Raw genomic sequence first — 17,919 nt, 5'->3', positions numbered from 1 at the left:
GTTCTGCTCCCCTGCCCCGGTCTGTGCGCCGGTTTGAACGCCTGCGCGCATTGCTCTGTCGTCAGCCTGCATCGAACGGCGTCGTGCCGGCAGCCTGGCCATCTGCACCGATGCGAATCTTTTCGATCCGCGCTTGCGCCGCATCGAGCCGCTTCTGGCAATGACCGCGCAGCAGATCCCCCCGCTCGTACAGGCTGATGGATGCATCGAGCGGGACATCGCCCGATTCCAGCTGGCGGACGATGACCTCCAGCTCCTTGAGGGCATCTTCGAACGACAGGTCGGCAGGAACGGTATTGGCTTCACTCATGCACACAGCTTTGACCGCTGGCCTGCGCGTGGTCAAGGCGATTGCGCAGCCGCCATGGGGTGGCCTTATGGGCAGTTTCATATGCTGCAACTGCGAAGACGCTATTTGCATTTGCCAGTTTCCCGGCGCCTTGACATGCTGCACCGCACAATAACAAGAGGATGTTGACGGCAGTTCAATTCAAAAGAACAGGGACCGACATCATGAAAAAGTTCATCCTTTGCCTTCTTCCGCTCGCAACTCTGGCCGCGCCTGCAGCAGCCTATGCCGCAGAACCCGAGGAAGTGACCTTCGAACATGAAGGCGATCGCTATGTCTATACCGTCAAAAAGGTTGGCGAAGACAAGATCATCGACGGCACCGAAACCCGCTCCGGCAAGCGCTTCACCCTGCGCGTGAGCGACAAGCGCGTCAGCGGCACGGTCGGCTCAAGCGCGGTGCGTTTCCGTCGTGACGCCGTGATGCCCCTGGCTGATACCGAAGTTACCAGCGACCGCTGATTCAGCAACCCGGCGGGCTCGTCGATGCACGCGAGCCCGCCGTTGCGACAATTTTTCCGCGATTGGATTTCCGCGCATTCTCCCCCTTCCCCGATCGCGCACAGCCGCGTAAAGCGCGGGGCCATGAGCGACACCCAGACAGCACCCGTGGCACCCATCACCCCCGAAATCGTGGCCGAACATGGCCTGAAGCCGGACGAATATCAGCGCATCCTGGCGGCCCTGGGGCGCGAGCCCAATCTGGTCGAGCTGGGAATCTTCTCGGTGATGTGGTCCGAGCATTGCAGCTACAAGAGCTCGCGCGTGCATCTGAAGACGCTGCCCACCACTGGTCCGCAAGTCATCTGCGGCCCCGGTGAAAACGCCGGCGTCGTCGATATCGGCCCCGGCCCTGACGGCAAGCCGCTCGCCGCCATCTTCAAGATGGAGAGCCACAACCACCCCAGCTATATCGAACCCTATCAGGGCGCGGCGACGGGCGTCGGCGGAATCCTGCGCGATGTGTTCACCATGGGCGCGCGCCCCGTCGCGCTGATGAACGCGCTGCGCTTCGGGCGGCCCGATCACCCCAAGATGAAGCATCTGGTGCAGGGCGTGGTCGCGGGCATCGGCGGCTATGGCAATTGCGTCGGCGTGCCGACCGTGGGCGGCGAAACCAATTTCGACCCCGCGTATGACGGCAACATCCTGGTCAACGCGATGGCCGTGGGCATCGCCGAACAGGACAAGATCTTCTATTCCGCCGCCTCGGGCGCGGGCAATTCGATCGTTTATGTCGGTTCGAAAACCGGACGCGACGGCATCCACGGCGCGACGATGGCGTCGGCCGAGTTCGGCGAGGACAGCGAGGAAAAGCGCCCCACGGTGCAGGTCGGCGACCCGTTCACCGAAAAGCTGCTGATCGAAGCTTGTCTCGAGCTGATGGCATCGGATGCGATCGTCGCGATCCAGGACATGGGCGCGGCGGGCCTGACCTCATCGAGCGTCGAAATGGCGAGCAAGGGCGGCGTCGGCATCGAGCTCAATCTCGACAACGTTCCCCAGCGCGAAACCAACATGACCGCGTACGAGATGATGCTGTCCGAATCGCAGGAACGCATGCTGATGGTGCTCAAGCCCGGACGCGAGGACTTTGCCGAGGCCATCTTCCGCAAATGGGAGCTCGACTTCGCCGTCATCGGCCATGTCACCGAGACCGGCCATATGGTGCTCACGCACAAGGGCGAGACCGTCTGCGACATTCCGCTGGGTCCGCTGGCCGACGATGCGCCTGCCTATAACCGCCCCTATGTCACCACCGCGCCGTGCGAACCGCTGACCAACGTGCCCGAAAGCGCCGATCTGGCTGCGGACCTGACCGCGCTGATGGCCTCGCCCGCGCTCGCCAGCCGCAGCTGGATCTGGCAGCAGTACGACCACATGGTGATGGCTGACACGGTGCAGATCCCCGGCGGCGACGCTGGCGTCGTGCGCATCCATGGCACCAACCGCGGTCTTGCGGTCACCACCGATTGCACCCCGCGCTATTGCTTTGCCGATCCGTTCGAGGGCGGCAAGCAGGCGATCGCCGAATGCTATCGCAACCTCGTCAGCGTCGGCGCACGCCCCTTGGCGACCACCGATTGCATGAACTTCGGCAATCCCGAGCGGCCCGAGATCATGGGCCAGTTCGTCGGCTGCATCGAGGGCATGGGCAAGGCCTGTGTCGCGCTCGACATGCCGATCGTCAGCGGCAATGTCAGCCTGTATAACGAAACGACCGGCCCTGATGGCATCGCCCGCGCAATCCTGCCGACACCCGCCATCGGCGCGATCGGGCTGATCGAAAATCTCGACGAGATGGCGACACTCGCGTTCAAGGCGGCGGATCAGGCGATCATTCTGGTCGGCGCGAATGACATGCCCGAACTCGGCCAGTCGCTGTGGCTCGACGTGCTGCATGGCCGCCGCGAAGGCGCGCCGCCGCAGGTCGACCTGCACGCGGAACTCGCTGCAGGCGGCGTGATTGCGTCGTTGATTGCTGATGGCAAGGTGAGCGCCGTGCATGACTGCGCCGATGGTGGCCTGGCCGTGAGCGTCGCTGAAATGGCGCTGGCCTCGGGCATCGGCGCTGCGCTGGATGTCGAAGGTGATGCCGGCTTCTGGTTCGGCGAGAGCCAGGGCCGATATGTCGTGACGGCTGCCGATGCCGACGCGGTACTCGCGGCGGCAAAGGCGGCGGGTGTGAATGCGGTGGTGATTGGCCGCACCGGCGGCGATGCTATCGCGTTCGGTAAGGGCACCAATGTTGTCGTGGCCGATCTGCGTGAGACGAACCTCGCGTTCTTTAGGGACTGGATGGAAGGCTAACGCCGCGCGTACGTCCCTCGACGCAGTTCATCCTGAGCGGCTGGCTTGCCAGCCAGTCGAAGGGCTCGGGACAGACGGGAGAGGGTGCCGCTTGCATTAAGCCTTCTCTTACCAACCTTTCCGCGTTCCCGAGCGAAGTCGAGGGACGTGCGCTCTCACGCCTGCCGGATAAAACAGACCATGCTTGCCCGTCTCTGCCTGATCATCCTTCTCGCCCTTCCCGCACCCGCTCTGGCCTGGGGTGAATATGGCCACAAGACCATCGCGCAGATCGCCGAAGCCAATATCTCACCCAAGGCAAAGGCACGCATGAACGCGCTGTTCCGCGCCGAAAAGCTGATCGCCACGCCCGATTGCCCGCTCAGCAATATCGCTGATGCCAGCGTCTGGGCCGACTGTGTCCGCCGCGACGATGTTCGCTGGGGCTACACCGCGCCGTGGCATTATGTGAACATGGACATCTGCAAGCCGTTCGACCTCAAGGCCAATTGCCCCAATGGCAATTGTGTGGGGGCGCAGGTCACGCGCAACGAGGCGCTGCTGGCCGATCGCAAGCTACCCGCACATGTGCGGCTGGAGGCGCTGGCATGGCTGGTCCACACCATGGGCGACATGCACCAACCGATGCATGGCGGCGACCGGGGCGATCTGGGCGGCAACCGGGTCAGCGCGTCCTATGGCATCGTCGAGGGGCGCATGAACCTGCACCGGTTGTGGGACACGCCGGTCGCCGAACGTGCGATCACGCAAGGCGACCCGTTGGTGCGGCACTATTCACCTGGCGAGCGCGCACCCATGGTTGCAGGATCGGTCGAGGACTGGGCGCGCGAAGCGTGGAGCATCGCGCGCGAGACAGCCTATCCCACCGCGCAGCATGGCCCCGCCTGCGGCCCCGCACTCGCCCGGGGCGAACGGGCGCGCCATGATGATGCGGATATCGAGGCGCTGATCCCGGTTGTCCGCACCCAGGTGCTGCGCGCGGGCTTGCGCCTGGGCGCTGCGCTGGAACGCGCGCTCGGCTGAACGCTTCCCAAACTGCGTCTGTGCTCTAGCGGAAGGTGCTGCCCCCGCATCCTTGCAATCGATTGCAAGAATCTGCATAGCTATACATGGTCAACAGCGGTGGACATGCACGCGGGGCGACCTTAACAGGTGGTTCGCCGGCAGAACCAAGCGGAAAAAGGATAGGAAACCTCATGGCGAATGCGCAATCCCGGACGCTGCTTTTGTTTGGTGCGACAGGCGACCTGTCCAAGCGCATGCTGCTTCCCTCGCTCTATGCGCTGCACGCCGACGGCCTGATTGCCCCGGATCTCAGGATCATGGGCACCGCGCGCAGCGAGATGGACGACGCTGGTTTTCGCACGCTGGCAGGCGAAGCACTGACGCAGTTCCTGCCCGAAGAACGCCAGGACGCAGCCAAGATCGCAAGCTTTCTGGAACGGGTCAGCTACCAGCCGCTCGATGCCTCCAAGCTGGATGGCTTTGCCGCGCTTGCCGACCGGCTGGGTGACATATCGGGCGGCATGTCGATCTTCCTGTCGACCGCGCCATTCCTGTTCACGCCGACCATCCAGGGCCTGAAATCGGCGGGGTTGGCCGGCGAGATGGTTCGCATCGGGCTGGAAAAGCCGCTGGGCAACGATCTCGCCTCGTCCTGCGCGATCAACGATGCGGTGGCGCATGCCTTCCCCGAAAGCCGCACCTTCCGCATCGACCATTATCTGGGCAAGGAAACCGTGCAGAACCTGATGGCGCTGCGCTTTGCCAACATGATGTTCGAGCCGCTCTGGAATGCGAACGGCATCGAGCACATCCAGATTACCGTGTCCGAAACCGTGGGCCTTGAAGGCCGCCACGGCTTTTACGACGATACCGGCGCGCTGCGCGACATGGTGCAAAACCATATCCTGCAACTGCTCGCACTGATCGCGATGGAACCGCCTGCCGAGTTCGATGCAACCTCGATCCGCGACGAAAAGGTCAAGGTGCTGCGCTCGTTGCGCCCGGTGGCACCCAATGAAGTGGTGCGCGGCCAATATGGCGAAGGCGCGGTCGGCGGCAAATCGGTCCACTCCTATGCCGACGATCTGGGCAAGCCGTCGGGCACGGAAACCTTCGTCGCGATCAAGGCGCATGTCGACAACTGGCGCTGGCAGGGCGTGCCCTTCTATCTGCGCACCGGCAAGAGGCTGTCCGAACGGCGCAGCGAGATCGTCATCCAGTTCAAGCCGGTGCCGCACAATATCTTTGCGCAGCGCGGTGGCAGACTGTCGTCGAACCGGCTCGTCATCCGCCTGCAGCCCGAGGAATATGTCCGCCTGCTGGTGATGGCGAAGGAGCCTGGACTCGACCGCGGCGGGCTGAACCTGCGCGAAGTGCCGCTGGATCTGTCGCTGACCGCAGCCTTTTCCAAGGCGCAGCGTCGTATTGCCTATGAACGATTGCTGCTCGACCTCGTTGATGGTGAGCCGACATTGTTCGTCCGCCGCGATGAGGTGGAGGCGCAGTGGCGCTGGGTCGATGCGATCCGCCAGACGTGGGTCGATCACGGAATCGAGCCGAAAAGCTATGGGTCGGGCAGCTGGGGGCCAAGCGCCGCCATTGCCCTGACAGAACGAGACGGGGTTAGCTGGAATGACTGAGATTGAGTGGTGGGATTATGATGATGCTGCCGAAATGGCGGACGCGCTCGCGGGCGACATCGGCTTCATCATCGAGAACGCGATCGATGCGCGCGGCAATGCGGTGATCGCACTGGCCGGCGGCAGCACGCCGCAGGCCGCCTATGCCAAGCTGGCCGAAGCCAAGATCAACTGGAAGAAGGTCACGATCATCCCCACCGACGACCGGATCGTCCCGATGGGCGATGCGCTGTCCAACGTGACGATGCTGGCCAAGACCTTCCTGCCCAAGGGCGCACGCGTGATTCCGATCATCAGCGAGGCGGCAAACGACTACAAGGCGTGCGGCAATGCGGCCAATGCGCGTCTGGCCGATTTCCACTGGCCGCTCGACCTGTGCCTGCTCGGCATGGGCACCGACGGCCACACCGCGTCGATCTTCCCCGGACCCGATCTGGAAGAGGCGCTTGCCGCGCCTGCCGACCGCCGCGCTCTGGGCGTGATGCCCGATCCGCTGCCCAAGGACGCTCCGGTGGCGCGGGTCACCCTGTCGCTGCCCGCCATCGCCTCGGCGCGCGCGCTGATGATCGCGATCACCGGCAAGGACAAGAAGAAGGTGCTGGAGACCGCGATCAAGCAGGCCGACGCCTCGGACTATCCGATCGGCAAGGTGCTGAGCGCCGTCGAACTGCCGGTAGACATCCACTGGGCGAAATAAATCGCCCCTCACATGAATTGAAACGAGATACCCATGACGCAGCTTCACCCCGAGCTTGAACGCATCACCCAGCGGATCATCGAACGCTCAAAGCCCAAGCGTCAGGCGTATCTCGATTTCATCGCGCGCGAACGCGACAAGGGCGTGCACCGCCCCACCCTGTCGTGCGGCAATCTGGCGCATGGCTTTGCGGCAGCCGGTGACGACAAGCCCGCGATCCGCGCGGGCAAGGCGATGAACATCGGCATCGTCACTGCGTACAACGACATGCTTTCGGCGCATCAGCCCTATGGCCGCTATCCTGAGCAGATCAAGATCTTCGCCCGCGAAGTCGGCGCCACCGCGCAGGTCGCAGGCGGCGTGCCCGCGATGTGCGATGGCGTGACCCAGGGCCAGCTGGGCATGGAACTGTCGCTGTTCAGCCGCGACAACATTGCCATGGGCAGCGCCATCGCGATGAGCCACGGCATGTTCGAAGGCGCCCTGCTGCTGGGCATCTGCGACAAGATCGTGCCCGGACTGTTCATCGCCGCAGCCCGGTTCGGCCATATCCCGACCATCCTCGTGCCCGCAGGCCCGATGCCTTCTGGCCTTGCCAACAAGGAAAAGCAGCGCGTCCGCCAGCTCTACGCCGAGGGCAAGGTCGGCCGCGAAGAGCTGCTCGAGGCCGAGTCTGCGAGCTATCATGGCGCGGGAACCTGCACCTTCTATGGCACTGCCAATTCCAACCAGATGATGATGGAGATGATGGGGCTGCACGTGCCGGCCTCTGCCTTCATCAACCCGGGCACCAAGCTGCGGCAGGAACTCACCCGCGCCGCCACGCACCGCGTGACGCAGATCGGCTGGAATGGTGATGATTACCGCCCCTTCGGCCATTGCGTCGATGAAAAGGCGATCGTCAATGCCTGCATCGGCCTGCTGTGCACCGGCGGATCGACCAATCACGCCATCCACCTGCCCGCTATGGCGCGCGCGGCGGGCATCCATATCGACTGGCAGGACCTGAGCGAGCTGTCCGCCATTATCCCGCTGCTGGCGCGCGTCTATCCCAACGGATCGGGCGATGTGAACCATTTCCATGCAGCTGGCGGCATCGGCTTCATCATCCGCGAACTCGCGGCCAACGGCCTGCTCCACACCGACATCATGACTGTGTCGGGCCAGTCCCTGCTCGATTACGCGGTCGACCCCGTACTCGACGATGCAGGCTCATTGATGTTCGCGCCCTCGCCCGAAGTGACCCGCGACGAAGCGATGCTGCGCCCGGTCAGCGCCGCATTCCAGCCCGATGGCGGCATGCGGCTCGTCGAGGGCAATCTGGGGCGCGGCGTGGTCAAGACCAGCGCGGTCGATCCGGCCCGCTGGACCATCGAAGCGCCAGCGCGGGTGTTCGACGATCAGGATGCCGTGATCGCCGCGTTCAAGGCGGGCGAACTGGATCACGATGTCGTGGTCGTCGTCCGCTTCCAGGGTCCCCGCGCCAATGGCATGCCCGAACTGCACAAGCTCACCCCGTCGCTGGGCGTGCTGCAGGACCGCGGATTCAAGGTGGCCCTGGTCACCGATGGCCGCATGTCGGGTGCATCGGGCAAGGTGCCCGCTGCGATCCACCTGTGGCCAGAGGCATGCGATGGCGGCCCGCTCGCGCGGCTGCACGATGGCGATATCGTAAGGCTCGATGCGGTGGCGGGCACGATCAGCGTGGCGGTGGACGGCTCCGACTGGGAATCACGTCCGGTCGCAACGCAGCCCTCGCAGCCTCTGGGCACCGGGCGCGAGCTCTTCGCCCTGATGCGCGCATCGAGCGACAATGCCGAAGCGGGGGCGAGCGCGATGCTGGCGATGGCGGGGCTGTGACGGGTCTCTCCCTCCCGGTTGCACTTCACTTCCCTCGACTTCGCTCGGGACAAACGGAATTGTGTTCGTTTAAATTCACCCAAACCTCTCCGAGTTCCCGAGCCCCTCGGCTGGCTGGCAAGCCAGCCGCTCGGGATAAACTTCCCGGCTCTGCCGGGAAGTCGAGGGACGTCATGTGCCGCCCCCTCCTCCTCACATGCTCTCAAAGGTAGGCCCATCATGCAGATCGTCACAGCCGATATAGGCGGCACCCATGCGCGGTTCGCGCTCGCGACCATCGAGGATAGCCGAGTCACCCATCTGGACGAGCCGGTCACGCTCAAATGCGCCGAATATGCCAGCCTGCAGACCGCCTGGGAGGCGTTTGGCGAGCAGATTGGTCAGCCGCTGCCGCGCGCCGCTGCCATCGCGCTGGCCACGCCGATCCGCGGCGAGGTGCTGAAAATGACAAACAACCCCTGGGTCATCCGCCCGGCGCTGGTCCGCGAAAAGCTGAACGTCGATCACTATGTGCTCATCAACGATTTCGGCGCGGTCGCACACGCCGTGCAGCACTGCGACGGCGCAAGCTTCTCGCACCTGTGCGGACCTGAGGGCGACCTGCCCGACACCGGCGTCATCACCGTCATCGGCCCGGGCACGGGCCTGGGCGTTGCCTATGTCTTGCGCAGCGCCGATGGCTATCGCGCGGTGGAAACCGAAGGCGGGCATGTCGACTATTCGCCGCTCGATTCGACCGAGGACGCGATCCTGGCGCGGTTGCGGCGCCAGCACCGGCGGGTATCGGTGGAGCGGGTGTGTTCGGGGCCGGGCCTTGCTGCCATCTACGAGACGCTGGCGAGCATCGAGGGCCGCGCGGTCGTGAGCATGGACGACAAGACATTGTGGCAGCTCGCGCTGTCGGGCGAGGACAGCCTCGCCGCCGCCGCGTTCGATCGCTTCTGCCTGAGCCTGGGCGCAGCGGCGGGCGATTTTGCGCTGGCGCAGGGCGCGGGCGCGGTGGTAATCGCCGGCGGGCTTGGTCAGCGGATTGCAGACCGTCTGCCGCAGTCCGGGTTCGAGGAGCGCTTTGTCGCCAAGGGCCGGTTCCAGCGGCTGATGGAGACGATTCCCGTCAAGCTGATCGACCATCCCCAGCCCGGCCTGTTCGGGGCCGCCGCCGCCTTTGCCCAGGAGAATGCCGCATGACCACCAGCCCCGCCGCCATCGAGACAATCATGCTGACCGCGCCGGTCATTCCGGTGATCGTCATCCACGATGTCGCCGATGCCGTGCCGATGGCACAGGCGCTGGTCGCAGGCGGACTCAAGGTGCTGGAAGTCACGCTGCGCACCCCCGCCGCGCTGGAAGCGATCGCGCTGATGAAGCAGGTCGAAGGCGCGATCGTCGGTGCTGGCACGGTGATCGACACCCAGACGCTCGATGCAGCGCTGAAGGCCGGATCGGAATTCATCGTCTCGCCCGGCCTCACCGAGAGCCTCGGCAAGGCGGCGATCGCCAACGGCGTTCCGTTTCTGCCCGGCACCGCCAATGCGGGCGACATCATGCGCGGGCTGGATCTGGGCCTCACGCATTTCAAGTTCTTCCCCGCGATGGCCGCAGGCGGCATTCCGGCGCTCAAGGCGCTCAGCGCACCGTTCGGCCAGTGCAAGTTCTGCCCCACCGGCGGCGTGACGTTGGAGACCGCAGGCAACTGGCTGGCGCTTGATCCGGTGTTGTGCGTCGGCGGCAGCTGGATGATCCCGGCTGGCCCGATCGACGTGGCCGCGATCCAGCGCAATGCCGCTGCGGCGTGCTCGCTGGGCTGATTGCTGGCCCGATTGCTCGGTTAGACCAAGATTTCCGGGGCCTTGCCATGGCCCAGGAAATCCGCCGGGCTGGCGGTCGCGCCATAAGCCCCGGCGCAGAATACCGCGACCAGATCACCCACTTGCGCTTGTGGCAAATGCGCCTTGTCGGCCAGCCGGTCGAGCGGGGTGCACAGGCAGCCGACGACATTGGCCTCTTCTGACGCTTCCGCATCGAAGCGGCTCGCGATCGCGACAGGATAGTTGCGGCGCACCACGGTGCCGAAATTGCCGCTGGCGGCGAGCTGATGGTGCAACCCGCCATCGGTGACGAGGTACAGTTCGCCATGGCTGGTCTTGCGGTCGATGATCCGCGTGAGATACACGCCCGCCTCGCCGACCAGCCAGCGGCCCAGCTCCATCGCGAAATGCGTGTCGCTGAGCACCGGCGGCAGTTCTGCGAAGCGTTCGCCCAGAGCCGCGCCCACCTTGATGATATCGACCGGCTTGTCCCCCGGAAAATAGGGGATGCCCATTCCGCCGCCCAGGTTGAGATGCTCCAGCGGCGCGCCCGCCTCCTCGGCCAGTTGCGCAGCCAGATCGAGCGTCTTGCCCTGCGTCTCGATGATCGCATCAGCGTCGAGCGCCTGCGATCCGGCAAAGATGTGAAAACCGCGCCAATGCGCGCCTTCAGAAAGGATATGCTTGACCAGCGCGGGAACGCGCTCCTGATCAATCCCGAACGGCTTGGCCCCGCCGCCCATCCGCATGCCCGACCCGCGCAGGTCGAAGTCCGGATTGACCCGCACTGCCAGCCGCGGCTGAACGCCGATGCGCTGCCCGATGGCAAGCGCGCGATCCGCCTCGCCTTCGGATTCGAGATTGAGCGTGACCCCGGCCGCGATCGCCGCTTCCAGATCACGGTCGCGCTTGCCGGGCCCTGCAAAGCTGATCTTCGAAGGGTCTGCCCCCGCCGCCTGCGCCAGCACCAGCTCGCCTGCCGACGCGATGTCGATGCCATCGACCAGCGACGCCATCAGCTGCAACACCGGTGCAAACGGATTGGCCTTCATCGCATAATGGATCGAAAGCCGCTGCGGCATCGCAGCGCGCAGCGAAGCGACACGCGCGCGCAGCATGTCGGATGAATAGACAAAGCACGGACTGTCGCCTGCGCGCTCCACCAGCTCGCTCGCCTTGATGCCCTGCACCGCAAGCTCACCATCCATAGCCGCAAAGCCCGGCGGAATCGGCCCCAAAGGCTTCATGCGAAACGTTCCTCGATCTGGGCGACCAGCAATGCACGGTCGATCTTGCCATTGGGGTTCTTGGGGAAGCTGTCGAACAGCTCCACTGTGCGGGGCAGCATGAAGGCGGGCAGTTCGCGTTTCAAAGCGATCATCAGATCATCGACCAGCTGCGCCGGCTGCGCAACCTGCGCCGGGCGCACCAGCAGCAGGATCGCCTGCCCGAGCTGCGGATCGGGCACGCCCAGTGCCACGGCTTCGGCGGCAAGGCCGGTCGATGTCGCCGCGTCCTCGATCTCTGCCGGGCTGATCCGGTTGCCCGAAGACTTGATCATCGCATCGCGCCGCCCGACGAAATACAAGAGGCCCTGCGCGTCGCGCCGCACGCGGTCGCCCGACCAGACCGCCATGCCGCCATGCACCGAGAACGCAGGCGCGGGCTTGAAGCGTTCGGCGGTGCGCACGTCATCCTGCCAATAGCCCTGTGCGACCAGCGGGCCGGCATGCACCAGCTCACCCTCCTCATCGGGTGCGGCATCCGCGCCTGCATCATTGACCACCAGAATCTCGGCAAACGGGATCGCGGTGCCGATCGACGTCGGGTTGCCGTCGATCAATGCCGGGTCGAGATAGGTCGAACGAAACGCTTCGGTCAGGCCATACATCGCGAAAATGCGCGTCTCGGGGAATATCCCGCGCAGTTGCTTGACGAGAGCGGGACTGAGCGCACCGCCGCTGTTGGTCAGCCGCCGCATCGTGCCGATTACCTCGGCAGGCCATTCGATCTCGACCAGTTGCGTCCAGAGCGGAGGCACCGCAGCCAGCGTGGTGATATGGTGCCGCGCGCACGATTTGATGACATCGCGCGGCATCAGATAATCGAGCGGAGCCGCCGCGCCGCCTGCGGCCCAGGTCGACAGCAGCTGGTTCTGCCCGTAATCGAAGCTGAGCGGCAGCACGCACAAGGTGCGGTCGTCGGCTGCAAGTCCCAGATAGCTCGCCACGCTGATCGCGCCCAGCCACATATTGGCATGGCTGAGCATCACGCCCTTGGGCTTGCCGGTGGAGCCAGAGGTGTAGAGGATCGCCGCCAGATCATGCGGATCGTGCGCCGACGGGGCCATGCTGTGCGCCCCCGCCTTCCACGCGGCCATCGCCGCATCATCCTCGATCACCGCGCAGCTTTCGGGCGTATCGCCCTCGATCAGCGTGGCGAGGCGGCTGCGATTGGCGATCAGCAGCTTCGCGCCGCTATCGGCCAGGATATGGGCGACCTGCGCGCGTTTGAGCACCGGATTGATCGGCACATGCACCAGCCCCGCCCTTGCAGCCGCCAGCGGCATCAGGCAGGTGGTCTCGTTCTTGGGCAACCATGTCGCCACCCGGTCGCCATGCACCAGCCCGTTGATAGTTAACCAATGGGCAAGCAAACCGATACGCAAGTTTAACGTGTCGTAGCTAAGTGTCTCTTCGCGCAGCAGCAGGGCGCTGGCAGAGCCTTCGCCTCGAAGTGCCAGATGATCGAGCGGTTGCGGAGTGGGATTGATCGAAATCACGAACGGCCTGGGTTTTAGGGAAGACGCGGTATCATGGGGTTCATGACGTTGAATGATGAATATCATGATAACCCCAAGGTGAGCATAGCGCACCGGGTTTCTGCTGCCTGTGATGCAGATCGCATCGGCCTGTTTGATCGCGCCTTGTGGTTCGATGGCCTGCACCGCCATTGCCTGGCCGATCACGCCCCGCACATTGCCTATGCCGCGATGGACGGCGATGCGGTGAAGCTGCATCTGGTCGACAATGGCCGCTCGGGCCTCAAATCGATGGCCAACTGGTACAGCTTCATCTGGCGACCGGTCTTTGGTGGAACGCCCGATGCGGAGCGCAAACGCACGCTCATGACGCGCGTCGCGCGCAAGTTAGCCAAGACCACGCACCGGCTGATCCTCTCGCCCGTGCCCGATGAGTGCGGATCGGCCAGCCTGATTGCCGACACTTTCGCCAGCGTCGGCTGGACAGTGCGCCGCGAACAATGCGACGAGAACCACGTGCTGCACGTGCGCGGACGCAGCTTTGACGAATATTGGCAGGGCCGCCCCGGCCAGCTGCGCTCGACGGTCAAGCGCAAGGGCAACAAGGGCGTGGTGACCTTGCGCATCGAAACCCGCTTCGACGCACAGGACTGGGCCGATTACGAGACGATCTATGCGCGCAGCTGGAAGCCCGAAGAGGGCAACCCGGAATTCCTGCGCTGGCTCGCCCAGCGCGAGGCGGAAGCCGGGCGGCTGCGCATGGGCATCGCCAGCATCGATGGCGTTGCGGTCGCTGCGCAATTCTGGACGGTCGAGAATGGCACCGCCTATATCCACAAGCTGGCGCATGACGAACGCCACATCCAGGCCTCGCCCGGCACGTTGCTGACGCATGCGCTGTTTGCTCATGTCATCGATACCGACGGCGTCGATCTGGTCGATTTCGGCACCGGCAACGATGCCTACAAGCGCGACTGGATGGAAGACATCCGCCCGCGCTATCGGCTGGAGCTGATCTGGCCCAAGTCGCCCAAGGCTTGGCCCTACATGGCCAAGAGCCGCGTCGCGGGACTTGCCGCCCGTTTTTCAAAGGACTAAGGCCGCTTTCACGCGGCAGGGGGACGGCCGCCAGGGCGACAAGCCAGCGAGGGATATGTGAGCGAAATCGAGACCAGCGGACACAGTGACGCAATCGAAACCGTGGTGCGTCAGGTGCTGCGCGACATTCTGGGCCTTTCCGAAGGCCAGGTGGCGGGCTTTGACCGCGACACCGAGCTGTTCGGCGCGCTGCCCGAGCTCGATTCCATGGCGGTGGCAGGCCTGCTCACCGAGATGGAAGACCGGCTCGACATCCTGATCGAGGATGACGAGGTCGATGGCGAGCTGTTCGAGAATTTCGGCAATCTGGTCGATTTCGCGCGGGCCAAGGCCTCCGCGTGATCGGCGCTTACCGGTTCGACGGCAACGACGAACTGTGCCTGATCCACGGCCCTGAAGATGGGCCGAGGCTGCTGATCCTGCCACCTTTGTTCGACGAGGCCAACCGCGTGCGCCATCTGATGGTGGAATGCGCGCGGGCGTTGGCCGAGCATGGCATCGCCAGCGTGATGCCCGACCTTCCCGGCTGCAATGAAAGCCCGGTGCCCCTCGAAAACGCCAGCATCAGCCTGTGGCAAGCCGCGCTGATCGCGTGTGCCGAGCAATTGGGGCCGGTGAGCCACTTCGCATCAATCCGGGGCGGCGCATTGCTTGACGGCGCGCTGGGCGACCTTCCGCGATGGCGGCTGGCCCCGGTCAAGGGCGGACAGCTGCTCCGCACGATGCTGCGCACGAAGATGGCCGGCGACCGTGAGGCGGGCATCGCGAGCAGCAGCGAGGCGCTTATGGAGACCGCGCGCGCGCAAGGCATCGAACTGGCAGGCAACAGCCTCTCGCCCTGCATGATCCGCGAACTCGACAGCGCGGCCCCGGCGAGCGGCGGCGCGGTGCGGCTGGTGCGCTTTGCCGATGATCCGCTCGATGCCGATGGCCGCATTGCAGGCGCGCCGCTGTGGCTGCGCGCCGAACCGGCGCACGATCCGGCGATGGCGCAGGCGATGGCGGCGGACATTGCCGCATGGATGCGCGGATGAGGCAGCATTTCACTTTCGATTGCGCAGGCGAGACGCTCACCGCGACGCTCGATGGCGCCGACGGCTCCAGTGGGCTGCTGATCGTCAGCGGTGGCAACGAAATCCGCTCGGGTGCGCATGCCGGAATGGCGGCGCTGGCAGCGGCGGTCGCAGCCGCAGGCCATCCGGTGATGCGCTATGACCGGCGCGGGATCGGCGACAGCAGTGGCGGAAACGCCGGTTTCGAATCCAGCGCCGACGACATCGCCGCCGCCGTGCTGGCGATGCGTGCGCGCGTCCCGTCGCTCACCCGGCTGGTGGCATTCGGCAATTGCGATGCGGCGAGTTCGCTGGCGCTCTACGGCCCGGCGGCAGGGATCGACGCGCTGATCCTCGCCAATATGTGGACGCTGGAGACCGAGAGCGACGAGGCCGACGAGACCGAAGCCGCCGCGACGATGACCGCAGGCGCGATCCGCAGCCGCTATCTCGCCAAGCTCAAAGACCCGCGCGAACTGTGGCGGCTGGCAAGCGGCGGGGTGAACCTCGGCAAGCTGGTGCGCGGGTTGCGCCAGGCGACCGCGAAGGCCCAGGTTACAGGGCTGGCGGCTAGGCTGGGCCAGGCGCTGGCGGCCACGCCGCTGCCGACGAAGCTGCTCGTCGCCGAACACGACCGCACCGCTCTGTGGTTCCTCGAACACTGGGACAGCGAAGCCTTCACCCCCGCCCGCGCTAACCCCAACCTCACGATGGCCCGCCTCGACAGCGGCTCGCACAGCTTTGCGAGTGCATACGACAAGGCTTGGCTCAGGGAGCGGATATTGGAGGCGTTGGGCCACTAGAGCCCCTCCCCTTCAGGGGAGGGGTAAGGGGTGGGGGCGGTTGCGGCGCGCAATCGCTGGCGCAGCCATTTCGCGCGACGGTCGCTCCCCACCCCAACCCCTCCCCTGAAGGAGAGGGGCTTTTGGAAGCGGACACGTTTCCGATGGCACAAGCACACGCCCATCAACCCACCCCCGCCCCCGTCGTTCTGCAAGTTGCTCCCCTCCCTCTGAGGGAGGGGCTGGGGGTGGGTAGGCGTCCAGATGCACCCTCCGCGCAGACGACCCACCCCTAACCCCTCCCTGTCCAGGGAGGGGAACGCGCATTCGCGGAGCGGCGGTTCTTGTAACTCGCTAAAACAACGGGCTGTCAGCAAACGGCCCATAGCACACGCTAATCCACCCACCTCCGCTCATCCTGAGCCGCGGGCGTCAGCCCGCGAAGTCGAAGGACCCGCGCCCACGCTGGCCGTATAGCGGGGCCTTCGACAAGCTCAGGCTGAGCGGAGGGGGTGGCGGCTAAGAAACGTGACTAAAAAACTGTCATGCAACACTCCGCCCGTTGCGGATATGCATGTTTTCTGCAAATTTTATAAAATGACAGAGGCACAACACAAATCCGCAAATGGCGAATGCCCCATGTGCGGGACACCCATTTCATTTTTTCGTGCAAACTTTAAAAGAGGTCAGCCTTTTGCTTGCAACGCATGCGGAAAACGGCTGCTTGCGGGCAAGTCGAGCGTACGTCCAGCGGTCGCAGCCTTTGCCTTGGCATCTTACTTGGGGAAGGAGTTTGGCTTTCTCGCTGTAATACCAGTTGCCATGCTGCTCGTGGTTTATGAATGGTTAACTGTCCGCGTCACCATAGCGGCGCATGAACAAACGGCCATCGACGCCTAGCGGAGGGTCGGAATCCTCCCCCTTCAACCGTCATTCGACAGGCTTGCAACACCCCCCAATAGCAGCCCCCGCCAGCCCCCCGTCACTCCGCCGCAATCGCCTCGAAGTCCGCCTCTGCCAAAAACCGCTCGACATCCAGCGCGGCCATGCAGCCGGTACCGGCCGCGGTCACCGCCTGGCGGTAGACCTTGTCCATCACGTCGCCGCACGCGAACACGCCGGGGACGCTGGTGAACGGCGTGCCCGGGGTCACTTCGATATAGCCGTCACGGTCGAGCGGAAGATGGCCCTTGAACAGTTCGGTCGCAGGCGCGTGGCCGATGGCGACGAAGCCGCCGTCGACCGCGAGGTGCGAGCTCTCGCCGGTCACCGTGTCCTTGAGATCGATGCCGACCAGCCCGTGCGGCTCGCCGCCGCCGACGAAGCGTTCGACGCCCTTGTTCCACAGCACATTGATCTTGGGGTTGGCGAACAGCCGCTCCTGCAGGATCTTTTCGGCGCGCAGCGAATCGCGGCGGTGGATCAGGGTCACGTTGTCCGAATGGTTGGTGAGGTACAGCGCCTCTTCGACCGCGGTGTTGCCGCCGCCGATCACCGCGACCTTCTTGCCGCGATAGAAGAAGCCGTCGCAGGTGGCACAGGCCGAAACGCCCTTGCCGCCCAGCTCCTGCTCTCCGGGAACGCCAAGCCACTTGGCCTGCGCGCCGGTGGCGATCACCAGGGTTTCGGCCTCGTACACCGTGCCGCCATCGCCGATCAGGCGGAACGGGCGGCGCGACAGGTCGACCGACAGCACGGTGTCGTAGATCATCTGCGTGCCGACATGCTCGGCCTGCGCCTGCATTTCCTGCATCAGCCACGGTCCCTGCACCACGTCGCGGAAGCCGGGGTAATTCTCGACATCGGTGGTGATGGTGAGCTGGCCACCCGGCTGCAGACCCTGCACGACGATGGGCTTGAGGCCTGCGCGCGCGCCATAGATCGCGGCGGAGAGCCCGGCGGGGCCGGAGCCCAGGATCAGCATGCGGGTCTTGATCGTTTCGGACATGGCAAAGCGGCTTTCTGATAAATCACGGATAGGCATGTGGAACGCGGTGGCTCCGCCCACAAGGGGCGCAGCATGGACACGCGGCACAAGATTAAGTTGGCCTGAGGCT

17 protein-coding genes are annotated in these 17,919 nt (G+C 64.8%); 13 read left to right on the top strand and 4 right to left on the bottom strand.

Going from position 1 to position 17,919, the window contains the following annotated elements; all coding sequences use genetic code 11:
• Positions 1 to 61: 61 nt before the first annotated feature.
• Positions 62 to 310 carry an exodeoxyribonuclease VII small subunit gene (locus tag D618_RS0104485; RefSeq protein ID WP_017670299.1) on the bottom strand — a complete coding sequence of 83 codons (249 nt, stop codon included), beginning with the start codon at positions 308 to 310 and terminating at the stop codon, positions 62 to 64.
• Positions 311 to 513: 203 nt separating this feature from the next.
• Between D618_RS0104485 and D618_RS17635 the strand changes: the two genes are divergently transcribed.
• From D618_RS17635 to eda, 8 genes are all read left to right on the top strand, one after another.
• Complete coding sequence (locus tag D618_RS17635) at positions 514 to 810, top strand: hypothetical protein (protein ID WP_017670298.1); 297 nt, start codon at positions 514 to 516, stop codon at positions 808 to 810.
• Positions 811 to 933: 123 nt separating this feature from the next.
• Positions 934 to 3,159, top strand: a complete 2,226-nt coding sequence (gene purL, locus D618_RS0104475) for a phosphoribosylformylglycinamidine synthase subunit PurL (RefSeq protein ID WP_017670297.1) — start codon at positions 934 to 936, stop codon at positions 3,157 to 3,159.
• 180 nt (positions 3,160 to 3,339) lie between these two features.
• Positions 3,340 to 4,182 carry a S1/P1 nuclease gene (locus D618_RS0104470; RefSeq protein WP_017670296.1) on the top strand — a complete coding sequence of 281 codons (843 nt, stop codon included), beginning with the start codon at positions 3,340 to 3,342 and terminating at the stop codon, positions 4,180 to 4,182.
• A gap of 173 nt (positions 4,183 to 4,355) precedes the next feature.
• Positions 4,356 to 5,804 carry a glucose-6-phosphate dehydrogenase gene (zwf, locus tag D618_RS0104465; protein ID WP_026091282.1) on the top strand — a complete coding sequence of 483 codons (1,449 nt, stop codon included), beginning with the start codon at positions 4,356 to 4,358 and terminating at the stop codon, positions 5,802 to 5,804.
• Entirely contained in the window at positions 5,797 to 6,501 is a 705-nt protein-coding gene (pgl, locus tag D618_RS0104460; RefSeq protein WP_017670294.1) for a 6-phosphogluconolactonase, read from the top strand. The genes zwf and pgl overlap by 8 nt, the downstream gene beginning before the upstream one ends.
• 33 nt (positions 6,502 to 6,534) lie before the next feature.
• Complete coding sequence (edd, locus tag D618_RS0104455; protein WP_017670293.1) at positions 6,535 to 8,361, top strand: phosphogluconate dehydratase; 1,827 nt, start codon at positions 6,535 to 6,537, stop codon at positions 8,359 to 8,361.
• A gap of 219 nt (positions 8,362 to 8,580) precedes the next feature.
• Positions 8,581 to 9,549 carry a glucokinase gene (gene glk / locus D618_RS0104450; RefSeq protein WP_017670292.1) on the top strand — a complete coding sequence of 323 codons (969 nt, stop codon included), beginning with the start codon at positions 8,581 to 8,583 and terminating at the stop codon, positions 9,547 to 9,549.
• Entirely contained in the window at positions 9,546 to 10,169 is a 624-nt protein-coding gene (gene eda / locus D618_RS0104445; RefSeq protein ID WP_017670291.1) for a bifunctional 4-hydroxy-2-oxoglutarate aldolase/2-dehydro-3-deoxy-phosphogluconate aldolase, read from the top strand. The genes glk and eda overlap by 4 nt, the downstream gene beginning before the upstream one ends.
• 20 nt (positions 10,170 to 10,189) lie before the next feature.
• Here eda and D618_RS0104440 read toward each other — a convergent pair whose 3' ends face one another.
• The gene (locus tag D618_RS0104440; protein WP_026091281.1) at positions 10,190 to 11,416 is read right to left on the bottom strand and encodes a pyridoxal-dependent decarboxylase, exosortase A system-associated; all 1,227 of its coding nucleotides are present in this window, start codon (positions 11,414 to 11,416) and stop codon (positions 10,190 to 10,192) included.
• Positions 11,413 to 12,951, bottom strand: coding sequence for an acyl-CoA ligase (AMP-forming), exosortase A system-associated (locus D618_RS0104435; RefSeq protein ID WP_026091280.1), 1,539 nt, complete (start codon positions 12,949 to 12,951; stop codon positions 11,413 to 11,415). The genes D618_RS0104440 and D618_RS0104435 overlap by 4 nt, the downstream gene beginning before the upstream one ends.
• A gap of 42 nt (positions 12,952 to 12,993) precedes the next feature.
• Between D618_RS0104435 and D618_RS17630 the strand changes: the two genes are divergently transcribed.
• The 5 genes from D618_RS17630 (at position 12,994) to D618_RS19645 (ending at position 16,762) form a co-directional block, all read left to right on the top strand.
• Entirely contained in the window at positions 12,994 to 14,028 is a 1,035-nt protein-coding gene (locus tag D618_RS17630; RefSeq protein WP_238550587.1) for a GNAT family N-acetyltransferase, read from the top strand.
• Positions 14,029 to 14,085: 57 nt separating this feature from the next.
• A complete protein-coding gene (locus tag D618_RS0104425; protein WP_017670287.1) occupies positions 14,086 to 14,370 on the top strand; it encodes a phosphopantetheine-binding protein in 285 nt (94 codons plus the stop codon).
• A complete protein-coding gene (locus D618_RS0104420) occupies positions 14,367 to 15,062 on the top strand; it encodes a hypothetical protein (RefSeq protein WP_017670286.1) in 696 nt (231 codons plus the stop codon). The genes D618_RS0104425 and D618_RS0104420 overlap by 4 nt, the downstream gene beginning before the upstream one ends.
• Positions 14,981 to 15,883 (top strand): hydrolase 1, exosortase A system-associated, encoded by a 903-nt coding sequence (locus tag D618_RS0104415; RefSeq protein ID WP_343207517.1) that lies wholly within the window; start codon positions 14,981 to 14,983, stop codon positions 15,881 to 15,883. The genes D618_RS0104420 and D618_RS0104415 overlap by 82 nt, the downstream gene beginning before the upstream one ends.
• A gap of 576 nt (positions 15,884 to 16,459) precedes the next feature.
• Positions 16,460 to 16,762 carry a hypothetical protein gene (locus D618_RS19645; protein ID WP_152414527.1) on the top strand — a complete coding sequence of 101 codons (303 nt, stop codon included), beginning with the start codon at positions 16,460 to 16,462 and terminating at the stop codon, positions 16,760 to 16,762.
• Positions 16,763 to 16,844: 82 nt separating this feature from the next.
• On the opposite strand, the gene trxB is transcribed toward D618_RS19645, so the two are convergent.
• Positions 16,845 to 17,810, bottom strand: coding sequence for a thioredoxin-disulfide reductase (gene trxB / locus D618_RS0104405; protein ID WP_017670283.1), 966 nt, complete (start codon positions 17,808 to 17,810; stop codon positions 16,845 to 16,847).
• Between the last annotated feature and the right edge of the window lie 109 nt (positions 17,811 to 17,919).

This window comes from Blastomonas sp. AAP53 (assembly GCF_000331245.1).
GTDB lineage: Bacteria > Pseudomonadota > Alphaproteobacteria > Sphingomonadales > Sphingomonadaceae > Blastomonas.
Note: the sequence above shows the minus strand (reverse complement) of the source record. Positions and strands in the feature narration are given on the sequence as shown.

Bases quoted from the DNA above. Each gene is read 5' to 3' on its own strand.
- pgl (WP_017670294.1), top strand. From the start codon at position 5,797: ATGACTGAGATTGAGTGGTGGGATTATGATGATGCTGCCGAAATGGCG.
- D618_RS0104485 (WP_017670299.1), bottom strand. From the start codon at position 310: ATGAGTGAAGCCAATACCGTTCCTGCCGACCTGTCGTTCGAAGATGCC.
- eda (WP_017670291.1), top strand. From the start codon at position 9,546: ATGACCACCAGCCCCGCCGCCATCGAGACAATCATGCTGACCGCGCCG.
- edd (WP_017670293.1), top strand. From the start codon at position 6,535: ATGACGCAGCTTCACCCCGAGCTTGAACGCATCACCCAGCGGATCATC.
- zwf (WP_026091282.1), top strand. From the start codon at position 4,356: ATGGCGAATGCGCAATCCCGGACGCTGCTTTTGTTTGGTGCGACAGGC.
- D618_RS17635 (WP_017670298.1), top strand. From the start codon at position 514: ATGAAAAAGTTCATCCTTTGCCTTCTTCCGCTCGCAACTCTGGCCGCG.
- trxB (WP_017670283.1), bottom strand. From the start codon at position 17,810: ATGTCCGAAACGATCAAGACCCGCATGCTGATCCTGGGCTCCGGCCCC.
- D618_RS0104440 (WP_026091281.1), bottom strand. From the start codon at position 11,416: ATGAAGCCTTTGGGGCCGATTCCGCCGGGCTTTGCGGCTATGGATGGT.
- D618_RS17630 (WP_238550587.1), top strand. From the start codon at position 12,994: ATGACGTTGAATGATGAATATCATGATAACCCCAAGGTGAGCATAGCG.
- glk (WP_017670292.1), top strand. From the start codon at position 8,581: ATGCAGATCGTCACAGCCGATATAGGCGGCACCCATGCGCGGTTCGCG.
- D618_RS19645 (WP_152414527.1), top strand. From the start codon at position 16,460: ATGACAGAGGCACAACACAAATCCGCAAATGGCGAATGCCCCATGTGC.
- purL (WP_017670297.1), top strand. From the start codon at position 934: ATGAGCGACACCCAGACAGCACCCGTGGCACCCATCACCCCCGAAATC.
- D618_RS0104470 (WP_017670296.1), top strand. From the start codon at position 3,340: ATGCTTGCCCGTCTCTGCCTGATCATCCTTCTCGCCCTTCCCGCACCC.